The sequence below is a fragment of the Streptomyces hyaluromycini genome (assembly GCF_002217755.1).
Taxonomy (GTDB): Bacteria; Actinomycetota; Actinomycetes; order Streptomycetales; family Streptomycetaceae; genus Streptomyces; species Streptomyces hyaluromycini.
Window position 1 is genome coordinate 395,418 of the sequence record NZ_BCFL01000022.1, and the last position, 17,294, is coordinate 412,711.

General features: G+C 71.0%; 14 protein-coding genes and 2 pseudogenes. 8 read left to right on the forward strand and 8 right to left on the reverse strand.

What is annotated here, in order from left to right:
- The first annotated feature begins 63 nt into the window (after nucleotides 1-63).
- Complete coding sequence (locus SSP29_RS28560) at nucleotides 64-984, forward strand: IS5 family transposase (RefSeq protein ID WP_245883251.1); 921 nt, start codon at nucleotides 64-66, stop codon at nucleotides 982-984.
- A 597-nt stretch (nucleotides 985-1,581) separates the two neighbouring features.
- Nucleotides 1,582-2,052 (forward strand): GNAT family N-acetyltransferase, encoded by a 471-nt coding sequence (locus tag SSP29_RS28570; RefSeq protein WP_089103671.1) that lies wholly within the window; start codon nucleotides 1,582-1,584, stop codon nucleotides 2,050-2,052.
- On the opposite strand, the pseudogene SSP29_RS56585 reads toward SSP29_RS28570, so the two are convergent.
- Nucleotides 2,049-2,225, reverse strand: a pseudogene (locus SSP29_RS56585) (IS5/IS1182 family transposase); the annotation flags it as partial. The gene SSP29_RS28570 and the pseudogene SSP29_RS56585 sit on opposite strands and share 4 nt — an antisense overlap.
- 226 nt (nucleotides 2,226-2,451) lie before the next feature.
- Here SSP29_RS56585 and SSP29_RS28575 point away from each other — a divergent pair.
- Nucleotides 2,452-3,237, forward strand: coding sequence for an alpha/beta fold hydrolase (locus SSP29_RS28575; protein ID WP_089103672.1), 786 nt, complete (start codon nucleotides 2,452-2,454; stop codon nucleotides 3,235-3,237).
- 346 nt (nucleotides 3,238-3,583) lie between these two features.
- Here the strand turns inward: SSP29_RS28575 and SSP29_RS28585 are convergent, their stop codons facing one another.
- From SSP29_RS28585 to SSP29_RS28595, 3 genes and pseudogenes are all read right to left on the reverse strand, one after another.
- Complete coding sequence (locus SSP29_RS28585) at nucleotides 3,584-4,789, reverse strand: NAD(P)/FAD-dependent oxidoreductase (RefSeq protein WP_089103673.1); 1,206 nt, start codon at nucleotides 4,787-4,789, stop codon at nucleotides 3,584-3,586.
- Complete coding sequence (locus tag SSP29_RS56595) at nucleotides 4,786-4,995, reverse strand: ferredoxin (protein WP_089103674.1); 210 nt, start codon at nucleotides 4,993-4,995, stop codon at nucleotides 4,786-4,788. Before SSP29_RS56595 ends, SSP29_RS28585 begins: the two co-directional genes overlap by 4 nt.
- A 35-nt stretch (nucleotides 4,996-5,030) precedes the next feature.
- A pseudogene (locus SSP29_RS28595) lies at nucleotides 5,031-5,591 on the reverse strand (cytochrome P450); the annotation flags it as partial.
- A gap of 77 nt (nucleotides 5,592-5,668) precedes the next feature.
- Between SSP29_RS28595 and SSP29_RS28600 the strand changes: the two are divergent.
- On the forward strand, nucleotides 5,669-6,124 hold the full coding sequence (locus SSP29_RS28600; protein WP_089103676.1) for an ATP-binding protein: 456 nt from the start codon (nucleotides 5,669-5,671) through the stop codon (nucleotides 6,122-6,124).
- Between the two features lie 57 nt (nucleotides 6,125-6,181).
- On the opposite strand, the gene SSP29_RS28605 is transcribed toward SSP29_RS28600, so the two are convergent.
- Nucleotides 6,182-7,387 (reverse strand): Gfo/Idh/MocA family oxidoreductase, encoded by a 1,206-nt coding sequence (locus SSP29_RS28605; protein WP_150135084.1) that lies wholly within the window; start codon nucleotides 7,385-7,387, stop codon nucleotides 6,182-6,184.
- Between the two features lie 80 nt (nucleotides 7,388-7,467).
- Nucleotides 7,468-8,562: a DUF5937 family protein gene (locus SSP29_RS28610; RefSeq protein ID WP_089103677.1), complete on the reverse strand. Its 1,095-nt coding sequence runs from the start codon at nucleotides 8,560-8,562 to the stop codon at nucleotides 7,468-7,470.
- A gap of 245 nt (nucleotides 8,563-8,807) precedes the next feature.
- Here SSP29_RS28610 and SSP29_RS28615 point away from each other — a divergent pair, with 245 nt between their 5' ends.
- Nucleotides 8,808-10,010 (forward strand): MFS transporter, encoded by a 1,203-nt coding sequence (locus SSP29_RS28615; RefSeq protein ID WP_245883253.1) that lies wholly within the window; start codon nucleotides 8,808-8,810, stop codon nucleotides 10,008-10,010.
- Nucleotides 10,011-10,076: 66 nt separating this feature from the next.
- Here the strand turns inward: SSP29_RS28615 and SSP29_RS28620 are convergent, their stop codons facing one another.
- Nucleotides 10,077-11,336: an ROK family transcriptional regulator gene (locus SSP29_RS28620; protein ID WP_089103679.1), complete on the reverse strand. Its 1,260-nt coding sequence runs from the start codon at nucleotides 11,334-11,336 to the stop codon at nucleotides 10,077-10,079.
- Between the two features lie 138 nt (nucleotides 11,337-11,474).
- Between SSP29_RS28620 and SSP29_RS28625 the strand changes: the two genes are divergently transcribed.
- Complete coding sequence (locus SSP29_RS28625) at nucleotides 11,475-12,761, forward strand: MFS transporter (protein WP_245883254.1); 1,287 nt, start codon at nucleotides 11,475-11,477, stop codon at nucleotides 12,759-12,761.
- Nucleotides 12,762-12,829: 68 nt separating this feature from the next.
- The gene (locus tag SSP29_RS28630) at nucleotides 12,830-14,260 is read left to right on the forward strand and encodes a carboxylesterase/lipase family protein (RefSeq protein WP_089103681.1); all 1,431 of its coding nucleotides are present in this window, start codon (nucleotides 12,830-12,832) and stop codon (nucleotides 14,258-14,260) included.
- Between the two features lie 44 nt (nucleotides 14,261-14,304).
- Here SSP29_RS28630 and SSP29_RS28635 read toward each other — a convergent pair whose 3' ends face one another.
- The gene (locus tag SSP29_RS28635; protein ID WP_089103682.1) at nucleotides 14,305-14,997 is read right to left on the reverse strand and encodes a 4a-hydroxytetrahydrobiopterin dehydratase family protein; all 693 of its coding nucleotides are present in this window, start codon (nucleotides 14,995-14,997) and stop codon (nucleotides 14,305-14,307) included.
- Nucleotides 14,998-15,245: 248 nt separating this feature from the next.
- On the opposite strand from SSP29_RS28635, the gene SSP29_RS28640 reads away from it, so the two are divergent.
- Nucleotides 15,246-16,472, forward strand: a complete 1,227-nt coding sequence (locus SSP29_RS28640) for a lactonase family protein (RefSeq protein ID WP_150135086.1) — start codon at nucleotides 15,246-15,248, stop codon at nucleotides 16,470-16,472.
- Nucleotides 16,473-17,294 lie beyond the last annotated feature (822 nt).

Sequence of the window (17,294 nt, forward strand, 5' to 3'; positions counted from 1 at the left end):
AAGGCAGGGCCTCCTGGTAGTTCGGGGGTGCGACCCCATTCCGAGCGGTTCCTGGAGGCCCTGTTGTCGTTGTTGTACGCGCCCGAGCCCGTTCACTTCAACTCGCCCGCTGTGTCGTGCGATTGCCTCGCGCACGTGTACGGCAACGCGGCCGATCATCCCGATCGGGTGCGCCGGTATCCGTCGGACATGACGGACGCAGAGTGGGCGGAGGTCCGGCCGTTGCTGCCGGTGCCGGCCTGGCTCCAGGGCAGAGGCGGGCAGCCCGAGGGCTATTGCCACCGCCAGATGCTGGACGCGATCCGCTACGTGGTCGCGGGCGGGATCTCGTGGCGAGCGATGCCCGCGGACTTCCCCGCCTGGGCTCGGGTCTACGCCTTCTTCCGCCGCTGGCGCGAGCACGGACTGATCACCGAGTTCCACGACCGGCTGCGCGGGACAGTCCGTGAACGCGAAGGCCGTGAGGCCGAACCCACAGCGGGGATCATCGACGCGCAGTCGGTGCGGGCCGCCGCGACAGTCCCGGCCTCCTCACGCGGCTACGACGGCGGGAAGAGGGTGCCCGGGCGAAAGCGGCACATCGTGACCGACTGCCTCGGCCTGCTCCTAGTCGTCGCGGTCACCGCCGCGAACATCGGCGACCGGGACGCCGCGGCGGGCCTGCTGCAGCGGCTGCGCCGCCTGCACCGCGACATCACCCTCGTCTGGGCCGACGGCGGCTACACCGGCGGCCTCGTTGCATGGTGCCGGGACAAACTTGCCCTGACCTTGGAGATCGTCAAGCGCACCGACGACATGACGGGGTTCGTGGTGCTCCCCAGGCGCTGGGTGGCAGAGCGCACGTTCGCGTGGTTGATGAACTCCCGCCGTCTGGCCCGTGATTATGAGACTCTTCCCGCTTCCAGCGAAGCGCTGATCCGGTGGTCGATGGTTACGCGGATGAGCCAGCGTCTGGCGCGGCCACGGGCCGCCGGCCTGCGCTGAACATCCCCGACGTCTCCTGCAGGAGCCAACCGCGCTCTGCCAGGCGCCTGGCCTTCGAGCGCACCCCCTCGACCTTCGCCGGCGCCGTCCCCAGGCCCAGCCCCACCGCGATCTCCTTGGCCTTCGCCGGTCCCCTGCCCGCGGACCGCCGAGCACGCCCAGAATCCGCTGGTAGTCCGGTGCCAGCACCGTCACCGGCAGCCCGTCCCGCCATGGCGGCACCGTCGAGCCCGGCACCGGCACCGGTGAGCACGCCGTCTCCTGCTCCGCCTCGGTCACTACAGTCGTCCCGGCGGCGGACACAGCCAGGGCCTCGACCAGTTCCTCCCGCGCGATCACTCGCCGGTCCAGCTCGATCTCCGCGGCCTCCAACACCTCAGCCAACCGCGCGACTTCCTCCCGCAGACCCTCCACCCGCACGCGGGCAGCCGCTTCCCGCTCCTCCAGCATTCCCAGCACCGACGCCACCGCGCACCCCTCGGTCATGATGCCGACACAAGACGCTGCATGCCTCCCTCACCCCGAGCGAAACCATGCCTGACCAGCAGAAATCAAGGGATCACGTTCGGTTGAGATACGGCTTCTGAGACTGCGTCCATGGACATATCTCTGCGCCGGCTAGAGGACAGTGACCTGCCGGTCTTCTGGCAGCAGTTGACGGATCCCGAGTTGCAGCGGATGGCAGCGGTGACCAGGAAGTATCACTATGACCGTGGCCACTTCGACCAGCACTGGGCGAAGGTGCGCTCGGACCCGTCCGTGATCTTGCGGACCGTTCTTGCCGACGGCGTTGTAGCAGGGCATGCCGCTGTCTTCGGCCCGCCGCAGGAGCGTGAGGTCACGTATGTCATCGGGCGAGCTCTTTGGGGTCAGGGCATTGCCACCATCGTCCTTGCCGAACTGATCGAGCTGGAACCCGTCCGGCCGCTCCACGCCGACGCCGCCGCTGACAATGCCGGCTCCATCAGTGTGCTGCAGAAGTGTGGCTTCGTCGTCACGGGGAAAAGCCGGTGCTTCGCCCGGGCTCGTGACGAGGAGATCGACCTGGTGCACTTGACGCTGAGCTGAGCACGGTGCGGCAGTCTGGTCGGGGCGCCGCGGCAGGCCCTGTCGACACCGGACTCCGTGAATGCCCGGCAGCCGTTGCGGCTGCCGGGCAGCGGAAGGCCGACCGCCACGACCAGGCGGGGTTTGGCGTCGATGACGACCTGCGGGTTCGTCGAGTACCGGTAGTTCTTGCTGACTGCATCAGCGGCCGGCGTCGGCAGAGGCGCTCCGCAAGGAGCCACACGTCCGAGGGGAGAGATCAAGGGCGTTGGCTGCGCAGGTGCGCGGCCGGATAGAAGAAGCGGAAGAAGGTGCGGATCCGGGAGAAGCCGGGCGGGATGAGGGCACGTCCTGCTGCGGGAGGAGCAGCCTTCCCCTTATCGAGTGGCACGTGCATCGTCGTCCTGCAAGCATCTGCGGATGCTCACACTCGCCGATGATCTTGGGCATCTTTCCTACGTCGTTGCCGGCGACGGACCGCCCGTCGTACTCGTGCATGCCGGCGTCGCCGACCACCGTATGTGGGATGGGGTTGTGCCCGACCTGACAGAACGACACACTGTCGTTCGCTACGACTTGCGCGGCTTCGGTGAATCCGCGCCACCGAGCGGCCCGTTCAGGGAGACTGACGATCTGCGGCGTCTCCTGGACCACCTCGGCCACGAACGTGTTCGGCTTGTCGGCGCGTCCTGGGGCGGCCGCGTGGCCGTGGACTTCAGTATCGCTCACCCGGGCCGGGTGCACTCGCTTGTGCTGCTTGCCCCTCCACAGCCGGGATATGACTGGTCTGCGGAAATGGTCGCGTACGACGAGGCGGAAACGGCGGCCCTGGCATCCGGCGACCTGGATGCCGCCGTCCGTATCAACCTGGACATGTGGCTGCGCGGGCCGGCTCGAAGGTGGGAGGACGTCGCCGCTGGACTGGCCGACCGACTCCGCGGCCCTCTGCGAACGTCGTTGGTGAACCAGGGGGTCGTTGCGGAGTATTCCCAGGGCGCCACGAAGGGCGACGTCTCCGCCATCTCCGTCCCCACACTGGTCGGAATCGGCAAGCTCGACGTCGCCGACTTCCAGGACATCGGCCGGCGCTACGCCTCATTGATCCCTGATGCCGCCCTGGTCGAGTTCGCCACCGCTGCCCACCTCATCGCGCTGGACGCGCCGACCGAACTCACCGCGCTACTGGGCCCGTTTCTCGCCCGCTAGCGACATGACCGCGTCGATTCGCCGGGTTGTTCAAGCCGCGGTTCTGAGGCGGCGTCGGCCCCAGCGGCTGCCCTGCTTGCCCCGGACGCGGGCGCGTTCCTTGCGCTCGCCGGCCAGGACGTCGCGGTGGCGGGAGTTGGCGATGGTGAACTGCCATGGATTCGGTATATCCGGCTCGCCGACGACTCCCGGGCGGCAGGCAGACCGGGCTGCACGACGCGTTCGCCCACTGCCGTCGGTTCTTCAGTTGCAGGAATCAGGGGTGCTCCTCCTGCCTCTGGGCCCTGTCCGGTGGCCCGGCGTTGTTTTGTGTTCCGGGTGCTGGTGGGCAGGAGAAGAGCCGGGGTCAGTTCACGATTGCCGGGCTGAGCGCGCGTGTGGCTGCGAAGGCCGTCCACGGTGCGCGGTCGACGACCAGGCGGCGCAGCGTGCGCACCTGGCGCGGAGCGTTCCAGCCGAGTACGCCGACCACACTCCCGCGGTGCCCGTAGGCGGCGGCGAAGCGGCCTTCCGACGGGTCGCCGTGGACGATCCGCATCTCCGCGTCCGGCGGGAAGATCCCGTACGCCTGGATCCTGGTGTCGTACTGATCGGTCCAGAAGTAGGGCACGGGAGCGAACGGGGCGGCGTCGCCGAGCAGGTTGCCTGCCGCGGCCATGGCCTGTTCGGTGGCGTTCATCCGGTGCTCCAGCCGCATACGGGTGCCGAAGTGCGCATGGGGCCAGGAGGCGACATCGCCGGCGGCGTAGATCCCGGGTGCCGCCCGGCAGTTCGCGTCGCACTCCACCCCGTCTCCCAGCCGCAGGCCCGAACCCTCCAGCCAGCCGGTCGCAGGCTTGGCACCGAGGGCCAGGACGACGACGTCGGCCGGCAGCGTGGTGCCATCGTCGAGTTCCACTCCGGTCACCCGGCCGCCGGCCCGGCGCAGCCTGCGCAGCGTTACTCCGCACCGCAGGCGGGTTCCGTGGTCCCTGTGCAACTCGGCGACGAGCGCACCGATCCGGTCCCCGAACGCGCGCTGCATTGGGACCGGCCTCGGCTCGATCACGGTCACCTCCAGGCTCATGGCCCGGGCGGCCGCGGCCACCTCGGTGCCGAGGAATCCGGCACCGGCCACGACCACCCGGGGCCCGCCCAGCAGCGCGGCACGCAGAGCGATCGCGTCGTCGAGCGTGCGCAGGAGATGGACTCCGGCCAGATCGCTGCCGGGCAGGCGCCGTGGGGTCACACCGGTGGCGATGACCAGCGCGTCGAAGCCGACGCTCGTGCCGTTGGCCAGGCGCACCCGGCGGCCCGGGATGTCCAGGGCGGTGGCGCGTTGTCCGAGCCGCAGGTCGGCCCGCAGCCGCGCGAGATCCGGCAGGGAGCGCAGGGCGGCCCGTTCGGGCTCCCAGGCGCCGGTCAGGATCTGCTTGGACAGCGGCGGACGGTCGTACGGCGGACGGGACTCCGCACCGATCACGGTGAGGTGACCGTCCCAGCCGCGGCGGCGGAGGGTCTCGGCCGCGGTCAGGCCGGCGGCCGAGGCTCCCACGACGGCTATCCGCTTCACTGCTCGTCCCCCTGTTCCTCCAGCCAGATCGCCTGGGCCGGGCAGAGGGCGACGGCCTGCCGGACATCGTCTGCCAGGTGCTCGGACGGGGTCTCGGCGAGGAGTACGACGATGCCGTTCTCCTCGCGCTGGTCGAACACCTCCGGTGCGCTCAGCACGCACTGCCCGGAGGCCACACACCTGTTCTGGTCGATGATCACCTTCATCGGATCCTCCTTTCCTGCACGGCACTTGGCCGCACTCACCAAGTGACGGGCAGCTCGTAGACGCCGTAGACGTTTCCGTCGTGCTTGAACGGGATCTCGTCGGGATCCACGGCGAGCTTCAACGTGGGGATGCGGCGGTACAGGGTGCTGTAGACGACCTGCAGCTCCACCCGGGCCAGCGGCTGGCCCAGGCACTGGTGGACGCCGAAGCCGAAGGCCACGTGGTGGCGGGGGTTGCGGCCGATGTCCAGCAGGTCCGGGACGGGGAAGGCGTCGGGATCGCGGTTCGCGGCGTCGTTGGAGAGGACGACGCCCTCGCCGGTGCGGATGGTCACGCCGCCGACCTCGATGTCCGCCAGGGCCACCCGGCGCCGTCCGCTGTGCACGATGGTGAGGTGGCGCAGGAGTTCCTCGACCGCCGAGGCGACCACCTTCGGGTCCTCGCTCTCGCGCAGCCGGTCCAGCTGGTCCGGGTTCTGCAGCAGGGCCAGGGTGCCCAGCGCGATCATGTTCGCCGTGGTCTCGTGCCCAGCGGTCAGCAGCAGCATCCCCATGCCGGCCGCTTCACGCCGGGAGAGCTCACCGGCCCTGACCCGCCCGGACGCATACGTTCTGTAGACCCTCAGGGGTTCTGGTCACAACCAAGGCGCCACGGCGGCGCCGGAGGAAGGCGATGACCGTGACCTGTACCTACTCCCCGGACGCGCGCCCGCGGCAGGGCCCGGCTCGCGGTCCGTCGGCATCCGTCGGCACATGGATCCGGGCGCACGGCCCGGAAGCCGCCGGAGCAGCCCGCAAGATCACCAAGGAGCTCCTGACTCGGTGGAGCGTCGCCGAGGATGCGGCCGTCTCGGTCCTTGTGACCGTCTCCGAACTCGTCACCAACGCCGTGGAGCATGCCCGGCCCCCGGTGAACTTCGGACTGAGCCGGGACCCCGGCACCCAGCGAGTCCACATCGAGGTGTCCGACGGAGGCCCTGCCGCCATGGACGGCGACTGGGCAGCCGGCTGCACCCCCGACGAGCACGGCCGCGGACTGGACATCGTCGACCGGCTCACCGCCGCGCACGGCGACCGTGCGGAACCCGGGCGCGCCGTGCACTGGGCCGACGTCACCGGCGTGCCCTGACCCGACATCGGGCACCGCAGGCCCCGCAGCACCCCGGAAGACCGTCCCCGCGAGGGTTTACCCGCCGTGCTCCGCGAGTGTGACCTTCCGGCCCGTGCGCGCCGCCTCTCGGATCCGTTCCAGCATGGCGTGCCGCCGGACGGCGTGCCGGAAGTCGGGAACGCCGTCCTCGTCCGGTGCAAGGCTCCCGGTGGCCTGGTCGCGCAGAAGCGCGTACTCGTGAGCGACGCCGCAGGCGGGCTCGGCGGATCGGTCGGCCCATTGCGTCAGTGAGCGCTGATAGCGGGCGGGCACCGGGAGTTCGGTCAACGCGTCTTCGTCTCCCCGGGCTCCGTACAGCCGCGTCCCCCCGTACCACCACTGTTCCAGGCCGGCCTTGACGACGAGATCACCCTCCGTGCCGTTGATCTCCCAGTGAAACGCAGTGGCGCGGGACGTCCCACCGCGGAAGTGCAGCGCGGCAACGGCCCCCGACTCCAGCACACCGGTGACGGCGATCTGGTCCTCCGCGCTCTTGGCCGCGACCGCCCTGCTCGTGACGTGGGTGACCTCCGGGCGCAGGTTCTCGATGAGAGCCGACACCTCGCGGAACTCCCCGAGCACCATGGTCAGCGCGTCGACCGAGTGCCCGAAGGGGATCGTCAGCAGTGTGGCGCCGCTCGTGACGTCCAGCACGTACGCGTAGTCGTCGTCGTAAGTGGCGCCCCCGATCCAGCCCGACCCGAGCATGTCGGTCGACAGCACCCGCCCCACATAACCGTCGGCGACCAGGTCCCGCAGATACCGAAGCGGCGGAGCCGACCGGGCCTGCAGGCCGACAGCCGTGAGCACACCCTTGCGCCGCGCGAGATCAGCCAGCTCTTCGGCCTGCGCGAGGTCGGCACCGAGCGGCCATTCGCTGAACACCATCTTCCCCGCTTCCAGCGCGGGTCGGATGAGTTCCAGGTGATGCGGCACCTTCACCGTCACGACCACGAGATCGACTTCGTCACTGCGGGCCAGTTCCTCCGCACTGCCGAAGGCCAACGGCACCGCGTACTTCTTGCCGGCCGCACGCGCCGACTCGGCGGTGCCGGCGCTCAAGGCCCGCAACTCGTAGCCGTCGAGCCCGGCCAGCGCCGGCACATGGGCGGTCGCCGCCCACCCGCCGCGCGCGCTCAGCCCCACGACACCGACACGAATCAGCTCCCGACGAGGGGAAGTGGACATCATGTGCACCCCAGCGTTCGCGACCGCCTGCTCTCTCACCACAGAACGTTCCATCGCCCTGGAGGGCACGGCCTGAGCAGCACGTTCAGCTGCATGTCGGTGGTTCGCCGGCAGAGCGCGCGGCGGCCGGCGGTCTATCGCAACAGGGCCTCCAGCAGATCGGTGCCGAGGCGCGCGCTGGTGGCGAGGTCGAGTTCGTAGCGTACGTACCGTCCTCGGCGGTGGGTGACGAGCAGTCCGGCCTTCTTGAGCACTGCCAGTTGCCGGGACACCTCGGGCGCGGTGAGCTGCCAGTAGGCGGCGAGTTCGCCTGTCGTGTGCGGGCCGCGGGCCAGGGTGCGGCACAGGCGGAGGCGTACCGGGTGGGCGAGTGCGTCGAGGCGGCGCCGGACCACTTCGGGTGCCGCGGGGTGGTCGAGGCCGGGCCGGGCGGCGGGGTACTGGACGACGGGATGCCAGCCGGGCGAGAAGACGATCGTCAGGTGGGGGCGGCCGAAGTCGCTGGGGACGAAAGTGAGGCCGGTCTCGGCGGTGGTGCTGGTACTGACGTCCTGGAGTTTGTCGATGACGATGCGCCGCCGCCGGTGTGCCGTGTCGAGGGTGATGGCGCTGGAGACGGCTGCCAGGGTCTGCTCCGGGCCGTGCCGGCTCAGCAGGTCGGACTTCTGGCGGGCGTCGGCGGCGAGGTGATGCCGGGCGCGCTGCCAGGTGTCGGCGAAGAACGCCTCCTCGCAGTCGTCAAGGAGCCTGCGCACCCAGGCGCGCACGGCAGGCGGGTCCGCCAGCAGCCGCTCCGCGAAGGCCGCCTGCCGTGGCCCGCCGGCTCGGGCCACGTCCAGGGCACGCTCCCGGGCCGCCCGGTCGGTGAGCGGCGATGGGGGTGCCTCGAACGCGGACGCTGTGGCGCGCTGGGAGGTGAGTGCCGCGGTGGCGTACGCCTCGTCCGAGATGCGGTCCACCGCGTCCAGCTCGTCGGCCAGCGTCGCGCCGGGGCGGCCGGGCAGGAGGAAGTCCGCGCGGGCGGACCTCCACAGGGCCTCCGCGTCGAGCAGTCGGTCGGCGAGACCTGACGGGAGCGAAGAGAGGGTGGCTGTGGCCCAACCGAGCAGCTCCGGGTGGTGGTTGGGCTCGGCCAGAACGTGCAGCATCGCGGTCAGCTCGGCCAGCGGTGAGGGTGCGAAGCGGATCTGCTCGGGCGGCAGTCCCGTGATGTCGATGGTCACGCTCATGGCCTCATCGTCGCAGCCGGAGGCGGGCGGCCCGGCCGGGCGGGAAGCGGATTGGCGCTGATCGTCAATCCACGTGCCCGGCCGTGCAACCGGCGGGGATCGTGACGGCCATGAGGACGGACACCGATACGAATACGAATACGAATACGAATACGGACACGGATGCGGATGCGGATACGAATCCGGGGACCGGTACGGGGACGGGTACTGCGGGGAATGCGGGGGCCCTCGTCAGGCTGACCTGGTTGCCGCGGGTCCCGGGCGGCGGACGGTACACCTCGGCGCTGCTGGTGGACGCCCTGGCCGCCGGGCTGATGCGGCCGTTCCTGCTGCTGTACGGGATCGGCGTGCTGCACCTGGACACGCGCGACGCCGGGCTCGCGCTGTCCGCCGGGATGCTGGCGGGCCTGGGCGCCGTCCCGCTGACCGGGCGGTGGATCGACCGCGGGGCCCTCACGGCGCCGGTGGCCGCGACCCTGCTGGTACGGGTCGCGGGGACCGTCGTCCTGCTGGCGGCCACCGGACCGCTCGGGTACACGGCGGCGGCGGTGTTGCTGGGCATCGGTGTCCAGTGCTGGCCCGCGGCCCACGCGGCGATGGTCGCCGCCCTCGCGGACGACCGGCAGCGCGACACCGCTCTGGCGGCCGCGCGGTCACTGCGCAACGCCGGTATGGGAGCAGGGGCGTTGGTCGCCACGCTCGCCGTGGCCGCCGGCACCGGGGCGCTCCGGATCCTGGCCGTGGTGACGACTCTGGGATATCTCGTGGCGGCGGCGCTGGTGTGGTCGACGAGGGTTCCCGCCGCCGCACAGAACACAGAAGGGCAGCACGTGAAGCCTTCCGCCGGTGCGAGGGTGCAATCCGGTGCCGGTGACGGTGCGACGTACGGCGGCGGTCTGCGGCAGGTCACCGTCCTGAGCATCGTCAACCTGCCGTACGCGTTCTGCTACGACGTTCTCGAAGTGGCGCTGCCCGCCATGCTGGTGACCTCCCTGCACGCCTCTCCCTCCTGGTCCGCCGGCATCTTCGTGGCCAACACCGTGCTGGTCATCCTCACCCAGGTGCCCGTCGTGCTGCGGCTGGCACGGCGCTCCCGGCGGTCGGTACTGGCCTCCGCGGGTGCCGTGCTCGCACTGTCCTACCTCGGGTTCTGGGCGGCGGCCGCACTCGGCGGGCAGGCCGGCACGGTGACCGTCGCCGCGGTGTCGGTGCTGTACACCGCCGGGGAGATCCTCTACACCGGCAGCGCCACACCGCTGGTCCTGGCCATGGCACCGCCGGGGCTGCGCGGCCGCGCGCTCGCCCGCTGGCAGCTGTCGACCGGCATCGGCAGGGCCGCCGCGCCGGCCGCGCTCACCGCTCTGCTCACGGCGGGTCCGGCGCCGTTGTGGGGTGCCCTGGCCGCAACCACCTTGCTGGCGGCGGCCGTTGTCCGCATCACACGGTGATCACATGCCGGCGTCACGGCCGGGTGGCGCACTCAGGTCGTCACCTGGGGCAGGCGCCGAACGCGTTCAGCGTTGCCGCACCGGCCCGCCGACCGGTGTCCGCCGGGTGGCGGGAACGCTGGTGGGGTCGTCGAGCAGGGCGTCCCGGCAGGTCTGGAACGCGCCGCGCAGCGTCGCCTCACCGCCGAGGACGCCGAAGGTGATGACCGGCTGCATGTCGGGGGACAGGGCGCGGCGTCCGGCCAGACGCGCTTCGAGGCCGGGCCTGAACCACGTGGCCCAGGTGGCGAGGTAACCGCCGAGGATGATCTCTCCGGCGTCGGTGACGCCGGAGACGCCGAGGACGGCCGCTCCCAGAGCGTGCCCGGCCGCGCCGAGCGCGGCGACCGCGTCCGGGTCGCCGTCGCGCAGGCGGCGGTCCAGCTCGGCCAGCGCGGCTTCACCACCCTGCGCCTCGGCGAGCCGCTCCAGTCCGGCGGCGCGGATGAGAGGTTCGGGGCCGAGGTAGGTCGCCAGGCAACCCCGGGTGCCGCAACGGCATTCGGGACCGTCGAGGGCGATCGGCAGGTGGCCGATCTCGCCCGCCATGCCGTGACTTCCGCTGTGGACCCGGCCGCCCACGAGCAGTCCGCCGCCCACGCCGGTGTCGGCCTTGATGTAGGCGACGGTGTCGGGATGCCGTACGCCCTCGGCCGCGAGGGCGTGGTACTCGGCCAGGGCCGCCATGTTGGCGTCGTTGACCACGTCGACAGGGCAGTCCAGCCCCGGGAGTTCGGCGGCCACCAGGGCCCGCAGGTCCGTGCTGTGCCAGCCGAAGTCGATCGCGGCGGCGACCAGATGGGAGGGCCCGACGACCGGTCCGGCCATGGCCACGGCGAGTTGGGCGAGGTGGGCGTGCGGCGTCGCGTTCCGTACCGCCGCCTCGGCCGACCGCACCAGGCAGGCGATGACCGCGGCCAGGGCGCGCGGATCGCCGTACGGCGCGTGGTGGGGGGCCGACTCGCGGTGCAGGACGTGGCCCCGGAAGTCCGCCGCCATGACGTGCACGTACTCCAGGGTCACCTGGGCGGCGAGGATGACCACGCGTTCGGGTATGAGCCGCAGCAGGCGCCGGGGGCGGCCCCGGCCGCCGGACGGCACGGAGCCCGCCTCGCAGACCAGACCGCGGTCGATGAGTTCCGTGACCAGCGCGGTGACGGTGGCGTGCACCAGTCCGGTGCCGACGGCGACCTCGGTACGGGCGCAGGGGCCGTGGGCGTCGAGGTACCGCAGCACCAGGGCCAGGTTGCGGCGCCGTACGTCGGCCGAGTCGGCGGGTGCGTTCACCAGTCGATTGTGCCTCCGGCACGACCGGATCCGGTCAGGGTGGCCAGGATATTTTTTTTCGAGTCTTGAAATAAATAAATGAACGAGGCCATACTCCCGGCACCGGCAACGAAGCCGGTCCGTCCCCGTGGAGGCGTCTTGTCCGCTTCGACCTCTTCCGCACCCGCCACTCCCCGAACGGACGACACCCTGGGCCGCTCCCAGGCCAACGTCCTGATGTGGTCGATGGGCGCGGGATTCGCCGCTCTCTACACCGCCTACGCCGGCCTCGTCGTGGTCCTGCTCCCCACCCAGATCCAGAACCTCGACGCCGCCGCGAAGGAATCGAACCTCGCGCTGGTGACGATGACCTCGTCGATCGTCACGCTCTTCGCCCAGCCGATCATCGGCGCCGTCTCGGACCGCACCCGGGGCCGCCTGGGCCGCCGTACCCCCTGGATGCTGTTCGGCGCCGTGGGCGCGACCCTCGCCCTGCTGGCCATCTCGCACGCCACCACCCTGCTGTGGCTCACGCTGCTCTGGGTCGCCGTCCAGGTGCTGCTGAACGTCATCCAGGCCCCGCTGACCGCCGTCATGGCCGACCGGGTCGCTCCCCGCCGGTTCGGCATGGTCTCCGCCTTCGTCGGCCTCGGCTCCAACCTCGGCGCCACACTCGGCGTGATCCTCGCCGCCCGCTACGCCGGACGGCTCGGCCTCGGATACGGCGTCATCGCCGCCGTCGTCCTGGTGACCGTGCTGGCGTTCGTCCTGCTCAACCGCGACCGGACCCGCCCCGAGGCTCCGGAGCCGTTCTCCTGGCGGGAGTTCGTGACCGGCTTCTGGGTCTCACCACGCAGGCACCCCGACTTCGCCTGGGCGTTCGTGGCCCGGATGACGTTCATCCTCGGCTACTGGGGAGTGGCCACCTACCAGCGGTACGCGCTCCAGGACTACGTGGGCCTCGACGCCGACACCGTGGACAGCGCCCAGCAGCTGATGTCCGTACTCGCCCTCGTCGGCACCCTGGCCGGTGCCCTGCCCGCGGCGAAGATCTCCGACCGCACCGGCCGCCGCAAGGTCTTCGTGGTCGGTGCTTCGGTCCTGCTGGCCCTGTCCATGGCCATCCCGCTCGCCAGCCCCACCCTGCCCGCGATGTACGCGTACGCACTGGTCAGCGGCATGGGATTCGGTACGTACATGTCGCTGGACATGGCCCTGATGACCGAGGTCCTGCCCACGGGCTCGGCGGCCGGCAAGGACCTGGGCCTGCTCAACATCGCCACCAACATCCCGCAGGCACTGGGGCCGATCATCGCCTCCGTGCTCATCACCTCCTTCGCCGCGGGCAGCGACAAACTGCCGGGCTACCGCGTCCTGTTCGTCTTCGCCATGGCCGTCGTACTGGTCAGCGCGCTGGCGATCCGGCCGATCAAGGGCGTCAAGTAGCCCTCGGCCAGCACTCGTTCCTTCCTCCTCTCTCCTCCCACCCCCCACCTCCACGAGAAGGTTGTTCCGTGCCCCAGTCCGCACGCGCCGTCACGTCCCAGGGTCCTGTCCTCGGGACGTGGCAGGACACCACCGCCCGTTTTCTCGGCATCCCCTACGCCAAGCCCCCGGTCGGCGAACTCCGCTTCGCCGCCCCCGTCCCGCCCGAGCCGTGGACCGAACCGCTCGACGCCACCCGGTACGGGCCGACCGCGCAACGCCGCCCCTTCATCCTCGACGGCCCCACCACCATCCCCGAGCCGTCGATACCGGGCGACGGCGTGCTGAACCTCAACGTCTTCACCCCGTCGCCGACACCGGGCGCGGACCTTCCGGTACTCGTCTGGATCCACGGCGGCGGCTACGTCGCCGGATCCGCCGCCAGCCCCTGGTACGACGGATCGGCCTTCGCCCGGGACGGAACCGTCCTCGTCTCCATCGGCTACCGGCTCGGCATCGAGGGCTTCCTCCACCTCGACGACGCCCCCGACAACCGCGGTGTGCTCGACTGGATCGCCGCGCTGACCTGGGTACGCGACAACATCGCCGCGTTCGGCGGCGACCCCGGAAAGGTCACCGTCGCCGGTCAGTCGGCCGGCGGCGGCGCCGCGCAGACCCTCATGGCCACGCCTTCCGCACACGGGCTCTTCCGCGCCGCGATCTCCCAGTCCGGCGCCGTCAGGTCCCCCCAGCGCCGTCGCGACGCCCTCGCCGACTCGGCCCGCCTGACCGAACGCACCGGCGTCCCCGCCCTGGCCTCCGCACTCCGCGACCTCACCGATGACGAACTGCTCGCCCTCCAGGACGCCCTCGCCACTCCCGACGCCGGACTGACACTGGCCCCCTTCGCGGACGGGGAGTTGGTCCCGGTGCCCGTCCCCGAAGCCTTCGCCGACGGCAGCGCGTCCCGCGTACCACTCCTGCTCGGCTTCACCCAACGCGAGTTCAACTCCCCGCCCGGAGCCACCCCGACACCCGCACCGCCCGAAGCCGTACCCGCCATGCTGGCCGCCAACGGCCTCGGCCCCGAGGCCGTGAACGCGTACGCGGCCCTCCACGACCAGACGGACCCGGCGCAACGCATGGGCCAGGCCCTCACCGACGCCATCTTCCGCGGACCCTCACTCGCCCTCGCCGAGGCCCGCGCACACCACGAACTGCCCACCTGGCTCTACCACTTCACCTGGGGCAGCGCCGCGCACTGCATCGACATCCCCTTCGCCTTCGACCTCCTGGACGCCGAACGCGTCACCGCCGCGACGGGCCCGCATCCACCGCAGTCCCTCGCCGACGCGATGCACAGCGCCTGGGTCGCCTTCGTCCGCGACCTGGACCCGGGCCCCCACTGGCCCCGCTACACCCGAAAGCACCGCACCACGATGACCTGGGACACCACCCCGCACACCCTCGACGACCCACTCAGCGCCGAACGCCGTATATGGCCGTTCCCCGATCGGTGAGCGACGACGACATCCGACGCATCGGCGCACGTTCGAAGGAAGTCTCAGCCGTCTCGGCCCTGCCATGTGGTCACGCAGGCTTCGTTCCCCTCCAGGTCGGCAAGTACCCAGAAGGCGGGGGCGCGGGTCGCGGACACGAGTCGGCCGCCGGCCGCCAGTGCGGTCTCGATCCGCCGGGGTGCCTCGTCATGCGGAACACAGATGTCGAAGTGGATGCGATTGCGCTGTGGGCGCGCCCGGTCCATCTGCTGGGACCAGATGGCCGGGCCCTGCCCGACCGGGTCGATGAGTGGATCCTCCGGTCCCTCGGCACCCACCTCATCCGTATAGCCCAGCACTGCCTTCCAGAACGGCCGAATCCCTGCGATGTCCAGTGCGTCGATCGCGATCTCCACAAGCTGGACGGACCGCGGTGCCCCCGTTCCGACTTCTGGCTCTGTCAGAAGCCCGGACCTGTCAGCGGTGGCGGAGATCTGACGTGCGAGTTCGACGTCCCGGGCGGTAATCGCTGCGCGGTCCGACGACTGCAGAGTGAAGACGACCCGATCGGGGCGGACATCGACCCGAAGGTGCCGGTCGGCGTCGTTGCCGCACACCGCGACCGCGGCCGCCGCCACCCCCATCGCCTGAGCCAACGACCCGACCCGGACCGACGTTTGCAAGGTGCCCAGCAAGAAGCGCCACCCGTAGTTCTGGACCGCCTCCGATGCTTCCTGCCGACTCAATGTCTGCTCCATGGCCGCATCCTTGCAGCCCCCACTGTCGGCCCCGCCCGCGGTAGCAGTCGTAGCCCTCGCCGACTGCTGTCGCGCGCAGCCCGGCGTCCACCCGGCCCGGGCAGGCCAAAACCTTGACGGGGTAGGCGAGTTCGCCAGACTGATCATCCTCGGTCGTGATAACACTCGCCGTCAACGCCCGCCGTCGCATCCCCGGACGGCCCAGAGCCACGGCCTCTCCGACAAGCGAGGAAAGGACCACCTTCTCGATGAACGACTCCCCGCGCTTACCTCACCGGCTCCGGCCGTACGCGCCGACCCGCAGAACCGTGCTCGGCGCCCTGGCGGTCTCCGTGACCACGGCGGCCGTCCCGCTGCTCGCCGCCGCTCCGACCGAGGCGGCGCCGACCGGGACCACGGACCTCGTCTACATCGGCACCTGGGGACAGCGTCAGGTCTACGCGGTGCGCTTCGACCCCGTCCACGGGACCATGACACCCGTCGGGTCCGTCGCGCAGGTCAGCTCGAACTGGGTGGCCGTGCACCCGACCCGCCCGGTCCTGTACGTGGCCGGCAGCGAACAGGGCGGATTCATTCGGGTCTTCGAGATCGACGACGCCTCGGGTGGCCTGCGCCAGATCGGCGAGGTCGGGACGGAGAGCGTGCCGGCCGGCAGCGGCGGGCTGTCGTACATCGGTGTGGACCGCCGCTCGCGGACCCTGCTGGTCGCCGACTTCGCGGCGGGTACGGCGGCCACCGTGCCGATCGGCGCGGACGGCGGGCTCGGCGCGGTAGCTTCCCGGGTCCAGGACACCGGCTCCGGACCCAGCCCGCGGCAGGTGGGCCCGCATCCGCACCACATGGTCATCGACCCGAGCCGACGGTTCGCCCTGGTCGCCGACTTCGGCGCCGACCGCGTCTTCGTCTACCGCTACGACCAGGCCACCCGCGCCCTGTCCGACGCCACGCCCGACGGCCCCGGCGCCTATGCGACGGCGCCGGGATCGGGACCCCGCCGCCTCGCCCTCCACCCCGACGGCCGTACCGTCTACCTGCTCAACGAACTGACCGCCGACCTCCAGGCCCTGCGCTGGGACGCCCGGCACGGCACGCTGACCCAGCTCCAGAGCCTGACGACCAACGCGCCCGGCCACACGGGCACGACCAGCGCCGCCGAACTGGTCATCAGCCGTGACGGTCGGTTCCTCTACACCTCCAACCGGGGCGAGAACACCCTGGTCGTCTTCGCGACGGACCACAGGACCGGTCCGCTCACCGAGGTCCAGCGCATCTCCTGCGCCGGTCTCACCCCCTGGAGCTTCGCTCTCCACCCCGGCGGGAGGTGGCTGTTCGTCGCGAACGAGGCGAGCGGCACGGTCAACCTGTTCCTGGTGGACCGGGGATCCGGGCAGCTCACGGACACCGGCACGGCCGTGGCCGTGCCGTATCCCGACTCGATCGGCTTCCGTACGCCGACGGGAACGGCCGGTCCCTGACAGCCGCAAGGACGCCGGAGTCGGACCTGGTCACAGGAGCGGGCGCAGGGTCTTCGGCGCCGCGCAGGTGATCAGGTCGTAGCCGCTCGTGTCTGCCATATACGTGCCGGTGCGGTCGACCGTGGTGACCACGCAGCCGGCGGGGAAGGGCGTCGCGTTCTTGATGGCAATCCTCGGTCATCGAGGCGATGGTGCGGTCGCGCAGGATGCCGGCGTTGTTCACGAGCACGTCGAGCCCGCCGAACTCGCAGACGGCGGGGGCGATCAGTCGCTCGGCGCCGGCCCAGTCGGAGAGGTCCTCGTCGGCGTCGACGCCGGAGCTCGGTTGTACGACGGCGAGGACGCTCTGTGCGCCGGGCGAGGAGGAACAGACAGCCGTCCTCGTCGAGGTAGCCGTAGTCGCCGACCGTGACGAGATCTCCGAGCCGGCCGGCCGCCGTCTTGTGGGGGTCGCCGTTGTACTCGAAATGAGGCAGCCGATCCGGCGTTCGGGCGGTGCGGTGTCGTGCTCGTCGGCGCCCAGTTCGGCGAACGGCTCCCAGTCGGGCCGCGCTGCCCATGGCGGCTTCTCGCCGCAGCCGCCGCAACGCTCGCGCTCGGAGACGACGGCATCCGCGGACCGCCGGGACCAGGACATACCGGCAGGGAGCGAGGGCCGCTCCGTGGTGTAGCGGGCTACACCACGGATACGGGAGGGCGCTCCCTCGTGGCTCCGCCCGCCTCACGGAAGGGTGAGGTGTGGAGACGGACGCCTCCCTGAACCCACGGTGAACAGGGCGGACTTTCCCAGGCCGAGGCGGTTCCGGCTCCCTGCGCATTCCC

What these genes read in the sequence shown, in the direction of transcription:
- SSP29_RS28610 (WP_089103677.1), bottom strand. Translation starts at nt 8,562, where the DNA reads ATGAGCGTGACCATCGACATCACGGGACTGCCGCCCGAGCAGATCCGC.
- SSP29_RS28600 (WP_089103676.1), top strand. Translation starts at nt 5,669, where the DNA reads ATGACCGTGACCTGTACCTACTCCCCGGACGCGCGCCCGCGGCAGGGC.
- SSP29_RS56595 (WP_089103674.1), bottom strand. Translation starts at nt 4,995, where the DNA reads ATGAAGGTGATCATCGACCAGAACAGGTGTGTGGCCTCCGGGCAGTGC.
- SSP29_RS28570 (WP_089103671.1), top strand. Translation starts at nt 1,582, where the DNA reads ATGGACATATCTCTGCGCCGGCTAGAGGACAGTGACCTGCCGGTCTTC.
- SSP29_RS28635 (WP_089103682.1), bottom strand. Translation starts at nt 14,997, where the DNA reads ATGGAGCAGACATTGAGTCGGCAGGAAGCATCGGAGGCGGTCCAGAAC.
- SSP29_RS28640 (WP_150135086.1), top strand. Translation starts at nt 15,246, where the DNA reads ATGAACGACTCCCCGCGCTTACCTCACCGGCTCCGGCCGTACGCGCCG.
- SSP29_RS28575 (WP_089103672.1), top strand. Translation starts at nt 2,452, where the DNA reads ATGCTCACACTCGCCGATGATCTTGGGCATCTTTCCTACGTCGTTGCC.
- SSP29_RS28605 (WP_150135084.1), bottom strand. Translation starts at nt 7,387, where the DNA reads ATGGAACGTTCTGTGGTGAGAGAGCAGGCGGTCGCGAACGCTGGGGTG.